This window comes from Tahibacter aquaticus, from assembly GCF_004363655.1.
GTDB classification, from domain to species: domain Bacteria; phylum Pseudomonadota; class Gammaproteobacteria; order Xanthomonadales; family Rhodanobacteraceae; genus Tahibacter; species Tahibacter aquaticus.
The window spans coordinates 175,454-193,056 of the sequence record NZ_SNZH01000001.1; the positions used below are offsets into that span (position 1 = coordinate 175,454).

Consider the following 17,603-nt stretch of genomic DNA (forward strand, 5'->3'; position numbering starts at 1 on the left):
CGTCGCCTCAGGAGTTCTTCAGCACGATCGCGTAGACCACGTTGCCCGCGTCGCGGCAGCGGTCGATGGCCTTTTCGAGGATTTCGAACAGATCCTTGCGCAGCAGGAAGCGCACGGGATCGTTCTCGTTGCGGTACATGTCGCGGTACAGGTCGAGGATCAGCCGGTCGGCTTCGTTCTCGATCGCCTGCAGGCGGTCGTTCAGATCCTTCATCTGCTCCAGCTTCATCGCGCGCAGCTGCAGCACCATCTGTTCCAGTACTTCGCAGGCTTTTTCCAGCATGTGTGCGCGGGAGACGAAATCCACGTCGCCCAGGCGGTCGCCGATCAGCGAATAGCGTTCGGCGAATTTCTCGATCACCTTGGGAATCTTGTACAGCGCGCTGGACAGGGCTTCGATGTCTTCGCGCTCCAGCGCGGTGACGAAGGTGTTGACCAGGGCCTGGCTGATCTCGGCAGCCAGTTCTTTCTCGCGCTGGCGCGCCAGGCGGAACTCGTCCAGCGACCGGGCCGCCGCAGTGCCCTGTTGCAGGAAGCCGGTCAGGGCGGTGGCGCTTTTCTTTGCCGCCGCGGCGCTGGATTCCAACAGCCCGTAGAACTTGTCGCCCTTGCCGAAGATGGTCTGTAGAGAAAACATGGTCGGTTCCGCCCCAGGGTACGCAATTGGATGATTTGAAAAGAATTATGTTGCGCGGCAACGCGTGCTGCCGGCGTCTCGGCGGCAAAAATATGTCGGTTGCATGACAGTCATGTTACAGCACGGCTCCGTCGCGGCGCACGGCAGCCAGGTCAGCCATACCCACAGGTCCGTCACGCAGGGCTGCTACACTGACCTGCCTTGGCCTTCACCCCCGTCGATGCTGACCGAGATACTGGTTGTCCTGATCCTGATTCTGCTCAACGGGTTCTTCGCCCTGTCGGAGATGTCCGTTGTCACCGCACGCAAGTCGCGGCTCAAGCAGATGGCAGCGACCAGCACACGGGCCCAGAACGCACTGCGCCTGACCGAAGCGCCGGAACGCTTTCTCTCTACGGTACAGGTCGGCATCACACTGATCGGTGTGCTCACCGGCGTCTACGGCGGCGCCGCCATCGGCGCACGCATCAGCCAGGCACTGCAGGCCCGCGGTGTGGAAATCGACCTGGCCAACGGCGTCGGCCTGGCGCTCAGTGTCGGGGCCATCACTTATGTATCGATCATCGTCGGGGAGCTGCTGCCCAAGCGCCTGGCCCTGGTCGCGCCGGAACGCTTTGCGGTGTGGATCGCCTATCCGATGCGCATCTTCGCCATCGCCGCCACGCCGTTCGTCTGGCTGCTCTCGCACAGCACGCGCATTCTGCTCAAGGTGCTGCGCCTGGACCGTGGCACCCGCGACCCGGTGACGGAAGAAGAAATCCGCCTGCTCGTAGCCGAGAGCGCCGAACAGGGCGTTATCGACAGCGACGAACACAACATGGTCAATCGCGTGCTGCGCCTGGGCGACCGCCAGATCGCCAGCCTGATGACGCCGCGCACGCGCATCGCCTGGCTGGACATAGCCGCACCGCTGGCGGAAAACCTCGCCGTCATGCATTCCACGCCGTATTCGCGCTATCCGGTGTATCGCGCCGGCAACGAGCAGGACGTGGTCGGCATCCTGGAAACCAAATCCCTGCTCGATTCGCTGGGCACGCCCAACATCGACCTGTTCCGCAGGCTCAACAAGGTGCTGTTCGTGCCTTCGGCCGCCCGCGCGCTGGACCTGCTGGAAGAGCTGCGCGAATCCGAGGCCACGGTCGCCCTGGTGGTGGACGAATACGGCGACATCGAAGGCATGGTCAGCCTCAACGACGTGCTCGGTGCCGTGCTGGGCAAGACCGCCAGCCTGAATGTCGAAGCCCTCAGCGCGCCGATCGTGCAGCGCGAGGACGGCAGTTACCTGGTCGACGGCGCGCTGGGCACCGACGACCTGCGCGAACTGCTGAGCCTGAGCCAGCTGCCGAACGAGGAAGACCACGACTTCCGCACCGCCGCCGGCATGGTCATGGCCCAGTTCGGGCGCATTCCGCAGGTCGGCGAGGCCTTCCGCTGGCGCGACCTGCGTTTCGAAGTCGTCGACCTGGACGGTCCGCGCATTGACAAACTGCTGATCGCCCGCATCACCAACGAAACAACCCCGTAGACCATGGACTGCGAGAGCCAGGGATGACCGTTCCGCACGATCCACGCACGACCGAGTTGTTCCAGCAGGCATTGGAGCAGAACACCGGCGAAACCATTTCGCTGGAGCAGTTCATCGCGCCGCTGGAGACGCGTGCCTTCGGCTTTCTGATCGTGCTGCTGTCGCTGCCGAACTTCATCCCGATCCCGATGGGCGTAGGCGGCGTCTGCGGCACCTTGCTGGTAGTGATCGGCGCGCAGTTGCTCTGGGGCATGCCGCGTCCCTGGCTGCCGCGCTTCGCCCGCCAGCATGGCTTCGGCCGCAGCTCGGTCGAAGCCTTCGTCCACCGCATGACACCGATGTTCGCGCGCCTGGAAAAATTCAGCCGGCCGCGCTGGGAACAGCTCACCCACATGCCGTACAGCCGCTTCAGCGGCTTTATCCTGATCCTGCTGGGCGTTCTGCTCGCCCTGCCGATTCCATTCACCAACTACCCGTTCGGCGTGCTGATCCTGATGTTCGGCGTCGCCCTGGTCGAGCGCGACGGCGGCCTGCTCGCTGTGTGCTGGGTATTGACCCTGATCTCGTCGGCCAGCGTGGCGAGCTTGAGCAAGGCGATGGTGACCTTGGTGAAGCATTTCTTTGGGTAGGTGCGCTGGGGTTTCGCGACGACGACGCGTTGCGTGGACGGCGTTGCTGACTAGCGCCGACAGGTAGCGATACCGACGGCGCGAGCTTCTTCCTGGCGGAGGTGCTGAGCGTTGATGCCGCTATACCTGGCGCTGTCGCCAGCGTGACCGCCGGCCCCTCACCCCTGATGTTTCCCCGGCTTTTTTGCGCGATTTGTGGCCTCGAACAAACACAAGCGCAAACCGCATCAAAGGGTTGCCGAAACAGCTGACTGTATCGCCGAAAGACAACACCATCCCCACCCAGCCTCCAGCCCGTTGGGCGTTCGGAGGCGACAGAGCCAATGGCTCTGTCGCCTCCTCACCTCCCAAGCAAGCTTGGAGGAGAGGAGCCAAAAGCCGAGCCGACCGCCGCACCGCCCGCCACACATCGCGCCGTTGCCGTGAACCGTTGCTGTTGCCCGTGATTGGGCTCTGGCTGTTGCTTCTGCGCGCAGGAGCGCGCCTTACCGGGGCACCCTATGCCGCGGTGAGGTCGCGGAGGGAAAAGCCCGAAGGGTCGCGGCCAGGGATGGCCGCGAGTCCGCGCACAGAACAGGGATGTTCTGTGCGTGGACCGCCGTGGCAGCCTCACGCGGTTTTGGGTCATTCATGGCCCAAAACCGCGGCATCTGGGGTGGTTTTCTCTTGGTTACTTCTCCTTGCCTCCACACAAAGAGAAGTAACGAGCGCGCCGCAGGCGCGCGATACGCTTCTGCCTGACTCCCCATCCCAGATGAAGCAACGAGCACGCCGCAGGCACGCGATACGCCGTTGCTTTCGCTCAAGGCTCAATCTCAAGACGAAAGACAAAAAGCGAAACCTCAACTCCCCCCTCGCGCCAATCGCGCCATCCTCTGCGCATCCGCCAATATCCCCCGCAACACCCTCAACTCCCGCTCATCCGGCGCCGCACGCAGGAACAGCTTGCGCAGCCTCAGCATGATGGTCTCGGGAGATCTGCCTTTGTGGAACTCAATATCATTCAGTGTCGTATACAGATGCTCGAAGAAGCCTTCCATCGCGCCGGCCGATGCCGGCGGATCGGTGCGGTGCGGCGGCGGTGCGGCCGGGTTGTCGAGCAGGCGTATGCGCAGTTCGTAGGCCAGCACCTGTACGGCCTGGGCCAGGTTGAGCGAGCTGTAGTCGGCGGCGGTCGGTATATGCACGGCGCCATGACAGAGGGCGAGTTCGTCGTTTTCCAGACCGGTACGCTCGTTGCCGAACACCAGCGCGACTTCGGCGCCGGCCAGGGCGTCGGCCTGTACGCGAGGGGCGATTTCCCGCGGCGTGTACTCGGTCAGTGCCACATTGCGCTGCCGTGCCGTGGCGCCGTAGACCGCATGGCAGTCGGCAATCGCGCGCTTCAGGTCCGGCACTACTACCGCATCGTCCAGTACCGCATCGGCACCGGCAGCGAAGGCGGTTGCTTCCGCATCGGGATAGCGCTGCGGTGCTACCAGCACCAGGCGTGCGAAGCCCATGGTGCGGATGGCCCGCGCAGCGGCACCGATATTGCCGGGTTGGGAAGTGCGCACCAGTACGAAACGGATACGGGTGGCAACGGCGGAAATATCGCTCATGGGCAGCACTGGCAGGACGGAATCAGTAGGCAAGCATACGGTCAATACCGCCGCCAGGTGATGGTCACGCCCCCACTTCGCCGGCATAAGCGTCGACGACAGCACCGCCTGCCGTGCCACGCCGGCCGCCGCGTCCTTCCGCCGCAGCCGGCAGCGGCTTTGGCTACGGCTGGCGGCGCGATCAACTGTCCCATCGTGGCTGGCAATGCCAGCCCCAGCAATACAGCGGGACGGCAGCGACCGCAGGTCACGCCGAGCTTCGTCCGCTGGGCCAGTTCTGCTACCCTTCGCGCCCTCGCGCCAGCCCCGATGCCGGCGTCGCTCTTTTTCGCCTTGCCATAGATCGGAGTTTCCATGCCCAGACCCGCCATCAATGTCGCGGTCCGCGCCGCGCGTACCGCCGGTAACCTGATCGTGCGCAACATGAACCGCGTCGAAGGCCTGGCGGTGATGGAAAAAGAGCGCATGGACTTCGTCTCCGAAGTCGATCGCATGGCCGAGCAGCTGATCATCCGCGACCTCAAGCGCGCCTATCCCAGCCACGCCTTTGTCGGCGAGGAAACCGGTGAAAGCGGCCGCTCGCGCTATACCTGGGTGATCGACCCGCTCGACGGAACGCACAATTTCCTGCGCGGCTTTCCCCACTTCTGCGTCTCCATCGCCATGCTGGAAGCCGGCGAACCGGTCTACGGCGTGATCTACGATCCGCTGCGCGACGAAACGTTTACCGCCAGCAAAGGCGACGGCGCTTTCCTCAATGATCGCCGCATCCGTGCCAGCGGCCGCGAAGGCGTCGCCGGTGCACTGCTGGCCACCGGCTTTCCGTATCGCCAGCGCCGCCACCTCGATGCCCAGATCGACATGACCAAGGCTCTGCTCGCCAGCGCCGAAGACATTCGCCGCACCGGTTCGGCCGCGCTGGACCTGGCTTATGTCGCCTGCGGCCGTCTCGATGGCTACTACGAGACCGGCCTGAAGATCTGGGATATGGCGGCCGGCTGCCTGCTGGTACGCGAAGCGGGTGGCCGCTATTGCGACCTCGCCGGCCGCGACGGCGTGCCGCAATCCGGCAACCTGATCGCCGGCGGCCACAAGGTGGCCTTCGGCATCGTCAGTGCGATCCAGCCGGTGTTGACACCGGAATTGCTCGCCGGCTGATCCGTTTCCCGCCCAATCAGGCAGGAAAAACGATTTCGCGGGAATGAGGTAGGGATTTGTGCCGATGGCTCGTCTTCGACAGGGCATCGCGCGAACGCAGCCAGTCCGTTGGCACCCCTCCCCCCGATACACGCCACGCTACTCGTCCTCTGCTGACTCCTCCCCCGCAGGGGCACGGCGTTCGCGCGATGCCAACGCCGGATCAGAAACGCAAACGCGGCCCGAGGGCCGCGTTTGTTTTTCAGCGCACCGGCGACAGCGCGCCGGCAAATGCGCCGGTATCAGTCGATGCTGAAGGACTGCAGGCTGACCGGCAGCACCACGCCGGACAGGCGGAAAGCAAAGTCGGGCTGGGTGAAGTCGCAGGACGTGGTTGCGCTCCAGGCGGTACAGCCGCTGGCAAAGCCATCGCCCGGATTGCGCCACTGCCCGATCGCACCTACCTGGGGCGCCGCCAGATTCCAGAAATAGTCGCCGCCCGATGCGCCGAAATCGTACATGGGCTGGTACGAAATCCAGTATGTGCCAGCGGCCAGTTCGCAGACTCCGGGCAGCGCAACGGTCGCAATCTGCGTGGTCGTATCGTAGGCAACGGTTGCGGCGCTGTAGTTGCAGGCCGTGTTGCTCGACGGCGCCGGGCCATCATTAGTGTAAATACGTACATTTGCCGCAGTCGGATAGGCACCGGTGGTGTTCTGGCCGGCGAAGGCCCCGAACTGGACCGTGGTGATGCGCCAACCGGCAGCGGGCACGACGAAATCGTCGGCGCCTTCCGAGTCGTACGGCGCGCCGCTGCTGGACGAATACTGCGCCACCAGCGCTCCGCTGGTGGTGGCATTCGCGATCTGGTCGTACAGCACGACGGTGGAGCCGTGCGGTGCCGGCGGCTGCAGCGGGCGAGATTGGGTGGCCCGGCGTCCAGACTCCCGGTGGGAGGCGGCGGCGGCGTCCTGCGTCGCCACTACGCCTACTGCGGCAGCGGCGGCCGCCAGAAGCATTGCTGTCGATTTCATCTACGAATTCCTTACTTGCACTGATTTGCGCCCGTCGTTGTGCCGAGCCCCTGTTCCAACCAAAGTCGGAAAAAATCGCCAGCGCGCGCGACCGCTCGATGATTCGGATCTTGCGCTGACGAATGTTTGATCAAGTCACAGAACGGGCGGGATTGCCATAGGCTTATGGCTTGCGTCAGGTGCAATTTACGCGGCCACTACGAAACATTTTCAGCGCCGTTGGCGTGACGACCGCAGCCGAAGGCGCGCCACACAACGATTTGGCGATGCCGCCGCCGCACTACCTGCGCCACCATGGGCGAGTATGAAAATTTCTTCAGCTGTTCAGGGCTAGCGCAGCGCGCAAAACCTGTTCTGCCAGCGGATAGCGCACCGCCCGCGCACCGGCTGCGCCTATGGGCTGACGCACCTGGGCCGCACTGGCCGTGCGCACGCTGCGCTGGACGCGATGCGGCTCCAGGCAGGCGGCCTCGAACGGCAGGCCGCAAAAATCGAGCAGGGCGCGGATCTGCGCCTCGGGTTCGCGCACCAGCGCTTCGTAGCTGCTGTCGAGGAAATAGCCGGGATGCAAGACGCTCCACTGCCGGCTCAGGCGGTCGTAGCTGCGCCACTGCTGCGCCATGTCGCTCAAGTCATAAGTATACTCATGACTTTGTGCAAAAAGCTGCCTGAAACAGGACAGGCAGTTCTCTACCGGGTCGCGCCGGCAATTGACGATGCGTGCCGCCGGCAGCATGCGCCGGGCCGCGCCGACCAGGGCCCAGTTGGCCAGCCCTTTGTCGGTAAAGCGTGCAGCGCTGCCGCGCCAGCGCTGCGCACGCTGCAGGTAGTCGCGGCCCAGCCGGTCCCAGTCCTGCGCCGAAGCCTCGGCCACCCAGTGCGGGAAGGGCTGGCCGCGGCGCGCCGACTCGGCATCGATGACCTGGGCGAGATCAGGCAGTTCGCCGGCGGCGTCGACCTGGCTATGCGCAGCGAGGATCTGCTCGGTCAGGGTCGAACCGGAACGCGGCAGGCTGACCACCAGGATCGCCTCGGCGCCGAGTTGCGCATCCAGCGGCGGCGGTCCCGCCGCCGCGAATGCCGTCGCTATGCGTTCGTAATGCTGCGCCAGTGCTGCCGGGTTCCAGTCGCTGAACGTGGCGCGCTTGCGCCGGTTGGCCTCGGCCAGGGCTTCGTAGGCCTGCGCATAGTCGCCCAGATCGTCCAGCGCCTTGGCCAGGGCAAAGCCGAGGAAGATGCGCGGCTCGGCCGGCACGTCGGCTGCCCCGAGCAGACCGCGCAGGTGCTGCGCCTGTGCTGCGTCGAAACGATAGGTCTTCAGGTCGGCAAGGCCGTACCAGGCCCCCGCTGCGGCAGGATCGTCACGCAGCGCGCGCTCGTAGGCAGCAATTGCCGCATCGACTTCACCCAGCGAACGCAGCGTCTCGCCCAGCGTCACCCGCGCCGGCACATGGGCCGGCTCGCGCTCCAGGGCGCGCTCCAGCGCCGGCCGGGCCAGCTCCAGGCGGCCTTGCGTCTTGTACATCTTGCCCAGGTTGAACCAGGCCGCCGCAAGCTGCGGCGCCAGCTCGACGGCGCGGCGGAATGCCTCGGCCGCGGCTTCGCCGTCGCCGTTCGCCCGCTGTGCGCTGCCGAGGTTGTTCCATAGCAACGCGTCGTCCGGCGCAACCTGCAGCGCACGACGGTAAGCGTCGATCGCATCGCCCGGCTGGCCGCTCTTGTGCAGCACGATGCCGAGCAGACGCAGCGCTTCGGGGTGTTCGGGACGGCTGCCCAGTACCGGTGTCAGCTGCGCGATGGCATCGCCCAATCGTTCTGCGGCCAGATGTTCCGCCGCCGCCGCCATCTGCTTGCGCAGGTTCGCGGGCAGATCGGCATAGCGCAAAGCCGATGCCTTTCCCGACGCATCGGTCGCGGGCGCATAAGCCCCTGGTCGAGTAGCCATGGAGAGTGCTGCAGGCGATGGCCGAGGGCCGGGACCGGGCACCTTAGCGCAGGCGGTGGCGCTTTTCACGCCGGCCAGGTTCTGCCTGCGGACGCTGCGGCAGCGCTGCACTGCGCCCTGCCTCGCAAATCCCATTGAATAATTCCGGTGTCTTTCAGCGCCTACCTCATTGCGACTCGTCGCTGTGGCGCTGCTACGCTTCCTGGTTGCGCCGGGTCTGGCGGCGAAATCCAGCCGGAATTTCCTTGGCCGTATTGACGAGACCGGACGCTAGCGTGAAATTTGCGGCATTTGCTGCACTGCAGATTTGTCCCAGCAATTTGCCGCCGTGTCGAAATTGGCGACCCAGTAGCGCGTGTCCTGCGCCAGCGCTCCGTTCGCATAGAAGGCCCAGCCGCCATGGCTGGCCGGCACGCCGTTTTCGCCGCTGCCTTCGCGCACGCCGTCATGGAACTCCGCCAGCCGCCAGCCGTTACCGAACTGGGTTGCGCACAAGGCGTCGGCGGCAGCGCGGCTGCGCAATCGCAGGCCAGCAACGCGCCAGCCCGCGCGTACCTCGCCTGCGGCCCAGCCGGCGTAGAAATCCGCCGGCATTGCATGGCCCTTGCCGGCCGTGATCAGGCCGCCGGGACGTGGCCGGCCGTCTACGCTGATGCACAACAGCGGCAAAGCCAGCCGGCAGTCGGTATCGCCCTGGTAGGCATCGCAGCCGCCTTGTGCGCTGCGTGGCAGGCCGTGGCAACCGACGAACACAACGCCGCTGCCGGTGGCGTCGTTACTGGAACTGCCCCAGCTCATGCCGCGCGCTTCCTGGGCCTGAGCGGCGATGGCGGGAAGGAATGACAGGAGTACGGCCAGCAGTTGACGCGGCATGGCAAGTCCAGGGCAGTGACGGGAACACAGCCAACGCCAGTGCCGCAGACGCGGGGTCGTGAATCTGCGCTTGCTGCTATGACGATTGGGAATACCCGCACTATCGGTGGCCACGTCCCGGCATAGCGATGGAATCGGCAGCGCCGGCACGGCCAGTGCTGCCGGCACACAACAAAAAGCCCGGTTTCCCGGGCTTTTTGTTCAGCGATCGCGCAGTCGGTTACGGCCGGCGCGCCAGCTCCGGATCTTCCTTGGTCATGGCCATCAGGTCCTGCTTGGACACGCCCAGGTAGAGCAGGATGGGGTTGGCGAAGAACACCGAGGACAAGGTACCGACGGCGATACCGATCAGCATGATCAGGCCGAAGTTCTCCAGCGCCGGACCGCCGACGAAGTACAGCGTGCCGACAGCAAGGCCGGTGGTCAGGCCGGTCATGATGGTGCGCGACATGGTCGAGTTGATCGAGCGGTTGAGCACGTCGTACGGCACGTCCTTGCGCGAGGCGCGGAAGATTTCGCGTACGCGGTCGAACACGACGACCTTGTCGTTGATCGAGTAGCCGACTACCGACAGCACCGCAGCCAGCGCGGGCAGGTCGAACTCGCGCCCGGTCAGGGCGAAGATGCCGACGGTGATCAGCGTGTCGTGGATTTCGCTGGCCACGGCCGCCACGGCGAAACGCCATTCGAAGCGTATCCACAGATAGACCATGATGCCGAGGATCACGAACAGCACGGCAACCAGGCCCTGGCTGCGCAGTTCCTCGCCGACGCTGGCGCCGACGAATTCGCTGCGCTTGATGCTGACGTCGGCGCGGTTTTTCTGCAGGGCAGCCAGCACTTCCTTGGCGATCTTGTCGGTCGCGGCCTTGGCCACGCTTTCGCTGGCCGCTGCCTCGCTTTCTTTCGCCGCCGCCTCACCTTCCTTGCTCTGCGCAGCCTTGCCGGCGTCTGCTGCCGGTGCGGGTGCGGCCCCCTCGCCGTCATGCGGCTTGATACGGATAGCGTATTCGGTCGTCGTGCCCAGGGCCTGCACTACGGCATTCTTGAAGCCGGCGCCTTCCAGCGAGGCGCGAATATCGGCGATTTCGGCGCTTTCCTTGTACTTCACTTCGACCAGGGCGCCGCCTTCGAAGTCCAGGCCGTAGTCCAGGCCGTGGATGAAGACAATGCCCAGCGAGGCAACGCACAGGATCGCCGAGATGATCAGGCTTGGCACGCGCCAGGCCATGAAGTCGAAATTCGTACTGGATTTAAAAAGTTCCATTGTTTCCGACTCCGGAGATCAGACCGAAAGGCTCTTGACGCGGCGATTGCCGAAGACCAGACCGACCAGGACATGGGTGACCATGACCGAGGTGAACATCGAGGTGACGATGCCGATGGCCAGGGTGATGGCAAAGCCCTTGATGGCGCCCGAACCGAAGGCCATGAGGCCGAAGGCAGCGATCAGGTGGGTGACGTTGGCATCGAGAATGGTGGCCCAGGCGCGGTCGTAGCCGCGGCTGATCGCCGCCATCGGGGTCGAGCCGTTGCGCAGTTCCTCGCGGATGCGTTCGCAGATCAGCACGTTCGCGTCGATCGCCATGCCCAGTGTCAGCACGATGCCGGCAATGCCGGGCAAGGTGAGCGTGGCGCCGAAGATGGACAGGATGGCAACCAGCAGCACCAGGTTGAGCAGCAGGCCAACGTCGGCAATCAGGCCGAACAGCTTGTAGTACAGCCCGACGAACAGCACCACCAGGATCACGGCGAGAATCACCGCCCAGACGCCCTTGCCGATGTTGTCGGCACCGAGGCTGGGGCCGATCACGCGCTCCTCGACGATCTGCATCGGCGCAGCGAGCGAACCGGCGCTGAGCAGCATGGCCAGCTGCGAGGCTTCCTTCATGCTGCCCAGGCCCGTGGTCTGGAACTGCGGGCCGAACACGCCCTGGATGTTCGCCACGCTGATGACCTCTTCCTTCACCCGCGACGAGCGCACTTCCTTGCCGTCGACGATCTTCAGCTCGGGAATGTGCTCGGTATAGAGCACGGCCATCGGCTTGCCGACGCTCTGTATGGTGAAGTCCAGCATGCGCTGGCCACCCTTGGGATTGAGCTTCATCGATACGGCCGGCGTGCCGCTCTGTTGATCAGGGATCGCCGCTGCGCTGACCAGGTCGTCGCCCTGCACGATGATCTTCTTCTTGATCAGTACCGGGGCATTGGTGTCGCGCCACAGCACGATGCGTGAATCGGGCGGGATGTTGCCGCTGCTGACGGCCACGTTCGGGTCGATGCTCTGGTCTACCGCATGCCATTCCAGCGAAGCGGTGGCGCCGAGCAGGATCTTGGCTTGTGCCGTGTCCTGCACGCCGGGCAGTTCGACCACGATGCGCGAGGTGCCCTGCTGGGTGATCACCGGCTCGCCCAGCGCGCTGATGCGGCTGCGCAGGGTGGCGACGTTCTGACGGATCGTTTCGGTCGCGATTTCGCGCAACTTGGTCTCGCTGATACGCACGCCGAGGGCAAACGCTTCGCCGGTAGCGGCGGCGTTGCTGACCAGCAGTTCCGGCAGCAGACGGCGGATTTCCGCAGCGAGCTGGTCACGATTGTCTGCCGAGCGGGTAATCACGCTCAGGCCGCCCTGGGCGCTGCGGCTGGCATTGATGCCCGGAATCTTCTTGTCCTTGGCAATCGCGCGGATTTCCTCGACGTACTGGATTTCCTTCGCTTCCAGCACGGCCTTCTGGTCGACTTCCATGAGGAAGTGCACGCCGCCCTGCAGGTCCAGGCCCAGCGGCATCGACTTGGCATAGATGACGTTCAGCCAATGCGGCACGGTCGAGGCCAGGTTCAGGGCGACGGTGTACTTGTCGCCGAGCCCATCACGCAGGGCGTCGGCGGCAAGGGTCTGCTGCTCGCCGCTGCTGAGGCGGATCAGCAGGCGCTCGCCCTCGATCTCGATGGACTTGAACGCGATTTTCTGCGTTTCCAGGAGGCCCTGGGTCTTTTCCTTCAGTGCGGTGTCGATGACGACGCCACGGCCTGGCGAAACCTGCACCGCCGGTTCCTTGGGGTAGATGTTCGGCAGCGCATACAACACGCCAAGGATCAGTGCCACCACGACCAGCACGTACTTCCAGCGGGGAAACTCGTTCATACCTTGAATCCCAGGTTGATCCGGCGCGCATCGGCGATGTCGCGCACGCTAGGTACCGCTACAAATAAAAAGAGGATGTTGCGAAGTGGATCAGGCCGACTTCAGCGTGCCCTTGGGCAGCACGGCGGTAATAGCCTGTTTCTGCAGCTTGACCACGACATTCGGCGCCACTTCGACGCTGGTATAGGTTTCGCTGATCTCGACAATGGTGCCGAGCATGCCGGTGGTGGTGGCGACTTCGTCGCCCTTGGCCAGTGCCGCCAGCATGGTGCGCTGTTCCTTGGCACGCTTCATCTGCGGCCGGATCAGCATGAAATAGAAGAACGCGATCATCACGCCCATCATGACGAGGGTGCTGATGCCGCCGCCCGCCGCCGGGGCACCCGCGGCCTGCGCGTGCGCAGAGGAAATCAGAAAGTCCATGGTTTTTTCTCGCTGGTGGAAGACCTGGGGCGCACAACGCCCAGGCTGGCAAAGTCGCGCAGTATGCCATGCAGTCTGCACCTGCGCACCGCGAAAAGGCGTGGTGGCAGGCGCGGCCGGATTCAAGCCCGCGCCCAGGCCGCCTACAATCGGCCCATGTCCCTGCTTCGAATTCCCGGCGGCCTGGTGCTGGCCGTGCCCGCGGCTGCAGCCCCCAGCGACGCCGTACGCCACTGTCCGCTGCCGGCCCGGCTGTACCTGCCGCTGGTGCAGGAGCGTGGCCAGGCGCTGCATTGCCGGGTCCAGGTCGGCCAGACCGTGCGCCGCGGCGAGCCGCTGGCCCACGACGGCGATACCGAGGCAACCGTAGTGCCGGCACCAACCTCAGGCCGGATCGTCGCAATCGAACCGCTGACGCTGGCGCATGCCTCGGCGCTGGAGGTGCCGACCCTGGTTTTGCAGGCCGACGGCCGCGACGAGACCGCGCTGCTGCCGCCCCTGCCGGACTGGGCACAGCGTCCGCCGCAGGAATTGCGCCGGCGCCTGGCCCAGGCCGGCGTCGTCGGCCTGGGGGGCGCGGCCTATCCGGCCGCAGCCAAGCTCGGCCGGGCGGTTTCCCTGCTGGTGCTCAACGGCGCCGAGTGCGAGCCGTATATCGCCTGCGACGAGACGCTGATGCGCAGCCGCGCCGCCGAAGTCGTCGCCGGTGCGGCCATCCTCGGTCACATCGTTGCCGCCGAGGACGTAGTCATTGCGCTGGAAGAGCGCATGACCGAGGCCGCGGCGGCATTGCAGGCCGTGCTGGCCGGGCAGACGCAGATTCGTCTGCAGCGCGTGCCCACGGTCTATCCCCAGGGCGGAGAGCGCCAGCTCGTACAGACCTTGTGCGCCCGGGAAGTGCCCAGCGGCGCCTATCCGGCCGACATCGGCGTACTGGTGCACAACGTCGCGACCGCGGCGGCAGCCTGGCGCGCGGTGGTGCTGGGCGAGGCATTGACCAGCCGCCTGGTCAGCGTCGGCGGCCGCGGCGTACGCCAGCCCGGCGTGTTCGAGGTACGCACGGGTACGCTGATCGAACACCTGATCGACAGCAGCGGCGGCTATACCGAACAGGCAGCGCGCCTGGTCCTGGGCGGGCCGCTGATGGGCCTGGCACTGCCGCATGACCGTATTGCCCTGGGCCGCGGCGCCAATTCGGTACTGGTACTGGGCGCCGACGACGTACGTGCGCAGGCTGCCCAGACCGAATGCATACGCTGCGGCGAATGCGCCCGCGCCTGTCCGGTACAACTGCAGCCGCAGGAACTCTGGCGCCTGCTGCGCCAGGGCGAAACCGGCCAGGCCGCGGCCCTGGGACTGCGCGACTGCATCGAATGCGGCTGCTGCGCCTTTGTCTGCCCGGCGCAGATCGGCCTGGTCGACGAATACCGCGCCGCCAAGTCGGCACTGGCCATAGCCGCCGAACAGCGCCGCCGCGCCGACCATGCGCGCCAGCGCCACGACGCGCGCAACCAGCGGCTGGCGCGGGAACAGGCGGCAAAAGTCGCCCGCGTTGCATCGCGGCGCGAGGAGATCGCGCAGGCGCAGACCGCCACGGCAAACGCCGCCACAGCGCCCGAACCGGCCCCGGCCGAAACCGCAGAAGCCGCGCCGCGCAGCATGGATAAATCCGCCGTCCTTGCCGCGATCGCGCGCGGCAAGGCCAAGCGTGCCGCCGCACCGCCGCCGGCCCCGCCGCCGGAAACCGAATCATGAAGACCTTCGCCACGGCAGCTGCGCCGCACCTGCCGCCGCGCAGCAGCGTGCGCCAGGTCATGGCGGAGGTGCTGCTGGCCCTGTTGCCGGCGATTGCCGTGCAGGCCTGGCTGTTCGGCCCGGGCCTGCTGGTGCAGATTGCCCTGGGCCTGCTGCTGGCGGCTGCGATCGAGTCGACCGCACTGCACCTGCGCGGCCAGCAGCCGCAGGCCGGGCTGGCCGATCTGTCGGCCGCGCTGACCGCAGTACTTTTTGCCTTGTGCATTCCGCCCATTTGCCCCTGGTGGATAAGTGCCATAGGCCTGCTGTTCGGCCTGGGCCTGGTCAAGCATGCCTACGGCGGCCTGGGCCTGAACCTGTTCAACCCGGCCATGGCTGCCTATGCCCTGGTGCTGCTGCTCTATCCGCGCCAGCTGTCGCTGTGGACCGCGCCGCTGGCCGACCTGGACCTGGGCCAGTCGCTGCAGGCGATCTTCCTCGGCCAGCTGCCCGCCAGCTGGGACACCCTGGCCTCGGCCACACCGCTGTCCAGCCTGCGCCAGCTGGCCGGCGAAGCCTGGCGCATGCCGCAGATCCGCGAACTGCCGCTGTTCGGCCACTACGGCGCCGCCGGCTGGGAATGGATAGCCCTGGCCTATGCAGCCGGCGGCTGCTATCTGGTCTGGCGCCGCATCGTCGCCTGGCAGGTACCGGCCGGCGTGATCGGCGCAACGCTGCTGCTCGGCGGTCTGGCCTGGCTGATCGATGCGGAGCGGCATCCGGCACCACTGCAGCATCTTGCCGGTGGCGGGCTGATGCTCGCCGCCTGGTTCGTCGCCGCCGACCCCGTCACCGGCTGCACCTCGCCACGGGGGCGCCTGCTGTTCGGTATCGGCGTCGCTGTACTCAGCCTGGCGATACGGCGCTGGGGCAGCCATCCCGACGGTGTCGCCTTCGCCGTGCTGCTGATGAATGCAGCGGCCCCGCTGATCGATCGCTTTACCCGGCCGCGCGTGCATGGCCATGCACGCTGAGCAGCGCAGCCGTCGCGCCGCGCTGCTGGCAACGGCCGCGCTCTGCCTCGCCGTGCTGGCCGGCGTGGCGCTGCTGACGCATGCGCGTATCCAGCACGGCGCCCGCGCGGCCGAACTGGCGCAGCTGGCCGGCGTTCTGCCGCCGCGCTATTACGACAACGACCCGCTCGGCGACCGTATCCAGCTCCGCGACAGCGAGGCCCTGGGCAGTACCGAAGCATTGCCGGTGCTGCGGGCACGGCGCCAGGGCCAGCCCTCGGCGCTGGTGGTCGACGCCGTGGCGGAAGCGGGCTATGGCGGCCCTATCCGCCTGCGCATCGGCATAGATCGCGACGGCCGCCTGATCGGAGTGCGCGTGATCGAGCACAGCGAAACCCGCGGCTGGGGCGATGCCTATGCGGCCGAAGACTGGCTGCGACAGCTGCAGGGCCGCTCGCTGGGCAATCCCGCCATGCGTGCCTGGGCGCCGCGGCGCGACGGCGGCGACTTCGACCAGATCGCCTCGGCCACGGTGACTCCGCGCGCAATCCTTGCGCGCGTCCGGCGCGTACTGGCCGCCTATGCGCAACAGGGCGATGCGTGGTTTGCGGCAGACGCACAGCCATGACGCCGATACCCCCACGCCATGACGGCGAAACCGCCAGCGCCCTGCGCCAGTCGTTGCTGGCCGCACTGCTTGGAATGGCGCCGCTGCTGCTTGCCGCCGACAGTGTCAGCCACGGACAGAATCTGTCGCTGCTGATTGGCCTGGTACTGGGCGGCTGCCTGGCCTTGCAGCGGCTGGTGCCGCCGGCCGCCCGCCAGCATCCGGCAGCGCTGGCCCTGATCGCAGCCACCGCAGTCGCCTGTGCCGGCTGGTGCTGGGCCGCGCTGGCGCCGGCCAGCTGGCCGGCGCTGGCCGTGCTGGCACCGCTGGCCGTGGCCAATGCCGCATGGTGGCAGGGCGCAACGCCCCAGCCGCTGGCACGCCAGTTGCTTATCCTGACCGTGCTGTGCGGCGCCCCCGTATTCGTTGGCCTGGGCCGGCAGATCGCGGCATTGTTTGCGGGGTTGGCTGTGCTATCCGGTGGGGAACTGCCGACAGATGCGGCAACAGCGCCGCCGGCGCTGCTGTTTATCGGTGCCGCCTGCCTGCTCGCGCTGCTGAAATCCGTACTCCAAGAACCGACTGCCGCCGCACGCCCCGGACCCGAAGACGCATGAACAATACCCAGCGCGTCGAAATCTACCGCCGCCTGCGCGAAATCAACCCGCATCCGAAAACCGAACTCGAATATTCCACGCCATTCGAACTGCTGGTCGCAGTGACCCTGTCGGCCCAGGCCACCGACGTCGGCGTGAACAAGGCCACGCGGCGGCTGTTTCCCGTGGCCAATACGCCGCAGGCCATACTCGATCTCGGCGAAGAGAGCCTGAAGAAATACATTTCCACCATTGGACTTTTCAACGCAAAGGCAAAGAACATCATCGCCACCTGCCGCCTGCTGCTGGAACACTACGGCGGCGAAGTTCCGCAGACGCGCGAAGCCCTGGAGTCGCTGCCCGGCGTAGGACGGAAAACCGCCAACGTCGTGCTGAATACGGCGTTCGGACAGCCCACCATTGCAGTCGACACACATATTTACCGCGTTGCAAACCGTACGGGACTCGCCAAGGGCAGCACGGTGCGCGCGGTCGAAGATAAACTGGAAAAAACCACGCCCGCGGAATTCAAACAGGACGCACACCACTGGCTGATTTTGCACGGCCGCTACGTGTGCAAAGCCAGAAAACCGGACTGTCCCGTATGTGTAATTCGCGACTTGTGTGAGTACAAAGACAAGACCGCCGCGACCAAAACGGCATAAGCACAGTACCGTATGCAACTTCGGATGCCCGGGGCGACG

Annotated in this window: 16 protein-coding genes; 8 read left to right on the top strand and 8 right to left on the bottom strand. The window is 65.9% G+C overall.

Translation table 11 applies throughout. The features are described 5' to 3' along the window. Nucleotides 1-7: 7 nt before the first annotated feature. Complete coding sequence (locus tag DFR29_RS00650; protein WP_133816623.1) at nt 8-637, bottom strand: DUF47 domain-containing protein; 630 nt, start codon at nt 635-637, stop codon at nt 8-10. A 220-nt stretch (nt 638-857) separates the two neighbouring features. On the opposite strand from DFR29_RS00650, the gene DFR29_RS00655 reads away from it, so the two are divergent. Together DFR29_RS00655 and DFR29_RS00660 are read left to right on the top strand one after the other, a co-directional pair. Next, nucleotides 858-2,162, top strand: coding sequence for a hemolysin family protein (locus DFR29_RS00655; protein WP_133816624.1), 1,305 nt, complete (start codon nt 858-860; stop codon nt 2,160-2,162). A 23-nt stretch (nt 2,163-2,185) separates the two neighbouring features. Further along, complete coding sequence (locus tag DFR29_RS00660; protein ID WP_133816625.1) at nt 2,186-2,791, top strand: exopolysaccharide biosynthesis protein; 606 nt, start codon at nt 2,186-2,188, stop codon at nt 2,789-2,791. 842 nt (nt 2,792-3,633) lie between these two features. Here DFR29_RS00660 and DFR29_RS00665 read toward each other — a convergent pair. Continuing rightward, on the bottom strand, nt 3,634-4,392 hold the full coding sequence (locus tag DFR29_RS00665) for an RNA methyltransferase (RefSeq protein WP_133816626.1): 759 nt from the start codon (nt 4,390-4,392) through the stop codon (nt 3,634-3,636). 354 nt (nt 4,393-4,746) lie between these two features. Here DFR29_RS00665 and DFR29_RS00670 point away from each other — a divergent pair, with 354 nt between their 5' ends. Next, nucleotides 4,747-5,550 (top strand): inositol monophosphatase family protein, encoded by an 804-nt coding sequence (locus DFR29_RS00670; RefSeq protein ID WP_133816627.1) that lies wholly within the window; start codon nt 4,747-4,749, stop codon nt 5,548-5,550. A gap of 281 nt (nt 5,551-5,831) precedes the next feature. Here DFR29_RS00670 and DFR29_RS00675 read toward each other — a convergent pair whose 3' ends face one another. The 6 genes from DFR29_RS00675 to yajC form a co-directional block, all read right to left on the bottom strand. Beyond that, a complete protein-coding gene (locus DFR29_RS00675) occupies nt 5,832-6,563 on the bottom strand; it encodes a hypothetical protein (RefSeq protein WP_133816628.1) in 732 nt (243 codons plus the stop codon). A 316-nt stretch (nt 6,564-6,879) separates the two neighbouring features. Next, nucleotides 6,880-8,508 carry a tetratricopeptide repeat-containing sulfotransferase family protein gene (locus DFR29_RS00680; protein ID WP_166653790.1) on the bottom strand — a complete coding sequence of 543 codons (1,629 nt, stop codon included), beginning with the start codon at nt 8,506-8,508 and terminating at the stop codon, nt 6,880-6,882. Nucleotides 8,509-8,778: 270 nt separating this feature from the next. Further along, nucleotides 8,779-9,381: a flagellar hook-length control protein gene (locus tag DFR29_RS00685; RefSeq protein ID WP_133816630.1), complete on the bottom strand. Its 603-nt coding sequence runs from the start codon at nt 9,379-9,381 to the stop codon at nt 8,779-8,781. A gap of 220 nt (nt 9,382-9,601) precedes the next feature. Further along, complete coding sequence (gene secF / locus DFR29_RS00690) at nt 9,602-10,648, bottom strand: protein translocase subunit SecF (RefSeq protein WP_133816631.1); 1,047 nt, start codon at nt 10,646-10,648, stop codon at nt 9,602-9,604. An 18-nt stretch (nt 10,649-10,666) separates the two neighbouring features. Then, entirely contained in the window at nt 10,667-12,526 is a 1,860-nt protein-coding gene (secD, locus tag DFR29_RS00695) for a protein translocase subunit SecD (RefSeq protein WP_133816632.1), read from the bottom strand. Between the two features lie 90 nt (nt 12,527-12,616). Beyond that, nucleotides 12,617-12,949, bottom strand: a complete 333-nt coding sequence (gene yajC / locus DFR29_RS00700) for a preprotein translocase subunit YajC (RefSeq protein WP_133816633.1) — start codon at nt 12,947-12,949, stop codon at nt 12,617-12,619. 156 nt (nt 12,950-13,105) lie between these two features. Here yajC and rsxC point away from each other — a divergent pair, with 156 nt between their 5' ends. The 5 genes from rsxC to nth are packed head-to-tail and all read left to right on the top strand — an operon-like array spanning nt 13,106 to nt 17,564. Further along, entirely contained in the window at nt 13,106-14,704 is a 1,599-nt protein-coding gene (gene rsxC, locus DFR29_RS00705) for an electron transport complex subunit RsxC (protein WP_166653791.1), read from the top strand. Beyond that, nucleotides 14,701-15,717: an RnfABCDGE type electron transport complex subunit D gene (locus DFR29_RS00710; protein WP_133816635.1), complete on the top strand. Its 1,017-nt coding sequence runs from the start codon at nt 14,701-14,703 to the stop codon at nt 15,715-15,717. The genes rsxC and DFR29_RS00710 overlap by 4 nt, the downstream gene beginning before the upstream one ends. Further along, entirely contained in the window at nt 15,701-16,324 is a 624-nt protein-coding gene (locus DFR29_RS00715; protein WP_133816636.1) for an RnfABCDGE type electron transport complex subunit G, read from the top strand. The genes DFR29_RS00710 and DFR29_RS00715 overlap by 17 nt, the downstream gene beginning before the upstream one ends. Then, nucleotides 16,321-16,920 (top strand): hypothetical protein, encoded by a 600-nt coding sequence (locus DFR29_RS00720; protein ID WP_133816637.1) that lies wholly within the window; start codon nt 16,321-16,323, stop codon nt 16,918-16,920. Before DFR29_RS00715 ends, DFR29_RS00720 begins: the two co-directional genes overlap by 4 nt. Continuing rightward, entirely contained in the window at nt 16,917-17,564 is a 648-nt protein-coding gene (gene nth, locus DFR29_RS00725; RefSeq protein WP_133816638.1) for an endonuclease III, read from the top strand. The genes DFR29_RS00720 and nth overlap by 4 nt, the downstream gene beginning before the upstream one ends. The last annotated feature ends 39 nt before the right edge of the window (nt 17,565-17,603 follow it).

What these genes read in the sequence shown, in the direction of transcription:
- DFR29_RS00650 (WP_133816623.1), bottom strand. Translation starts at nt 637, where the DNA reads ATGTTTTCTCTACAGACCATCTTCGGCAAGGGCGACAAGTTCTACGGG.
- DFR29_RS00655 (WP_133816624.1), top strand. Translation starts at nt 858, where the DNA reads ATGCTGACCGAGATACTGGTTGTCCTGATCCTGATTCTGCTCAACGGG.
- DFR29_RS00660 (WP_133816625.1), top strand. Translation starts at nt 2,186, where the DNA reads ATGACCGTTCCGCACGATCCACGCACGACCGAGTTGTTCCAGCAGGCA.
- DFR29_RS00665 (WP_133816626.1), bottom strand. Translation starts at nt 4,392, where the DNA reads ATGAGCGATATTTCCGCCGTTGCCACCCGTATCCGTTTCGTACTGGTG.
- DFR29_RS00670 (WP_133816627.1), top strand. Translation starts at nt 4,747, where the DNA reads ATGCCCAGACCCGCCATCAATGTCGCGGTCCGCGCCGCGCGTACCGCC.
- DFR29_RS00675 (WP_133816628.1), bottom strand. Translation starts at nt 6,563, where the DNA reads ATGAAATCGACAGCAATGCTTCTGGCGGCCGCCGCTGCCGCAGTAGGC.
- DFR29_RS00680 (WP_166653790.1), bottom strand. Translation starts at nt 8,508, where the DNA reads ATGGCTACTCGACCAGGGGCTTATGCGCCCGCGACCGATGCGTCGGGA.
- DFR29_RS00685 (WP_133816630.1), bottom strand. Translation starts at nt 9,381, where the DNA reads ATGCCGCGTCAACTGCTGGCCGTACTCCTGTCATTCCTTCCCGCCATC.
- secF (WP_133816631.1), bottom strand. Translation starts at nt 10,648, where the DNA reads ATGGAACTTTTTAAATCCAGTACGAATTTCGACTTCATGGCCTGGCGC.
- secD (WP_133816632.1), bottom strand. Translation starts at nt 12,526, where the DNA reads ATGAACGAGTTTCCCCGCTGGAAGTACGTGCTGGTCGTGGTGGCACTG.
- yajC (WP_133816633.1), bottom strand. Translation starts at nt 12,949, where the DNA reads ATGGACTTTCTGATTTCCTCTGCGCACGCGCAGGCCGCGGGTGCCCCG.
- rsxC (WP_166653791.1), top strand. Translation starts at nt 13,106, where the DNA reads ATGTCCCTGCTTCGAATTCCCGGCGGCCTGGTGCTGGCCGTGCCCGCG.
- DFR29_RS00710 (WP_133816635.1), top strand. Translation starts at nt 14,701, where the DNA reads ATGAAGACCTTCGCCACGGCAGCTGCGCCGCACCTGCCGCCGCGCAGC.
- DFR29_RS00715 (WP_133816636.1), top strand. Translation starts at nt 15,701, where the DNA reads ATGGCCATGCACGCTGAGCAGCGCAGCCGTCGCGCCGCGCTGCTGGCA.
- DFR29_RS00720 (WP_133816637.1), top strand. Translation starts at nt 16,321, where the DNA reads ATGACGCCGATACCCCCACGCCATGACGGCGAAACCGCCAGCGCCCTG.
- nth (WP_133816638.1), top strand. Translation starts at nt 16,917, where the DNA reads ATGAACAATACCCAGCGCGTCGAAATCTACCGCCGCCTGCGCGAAATC.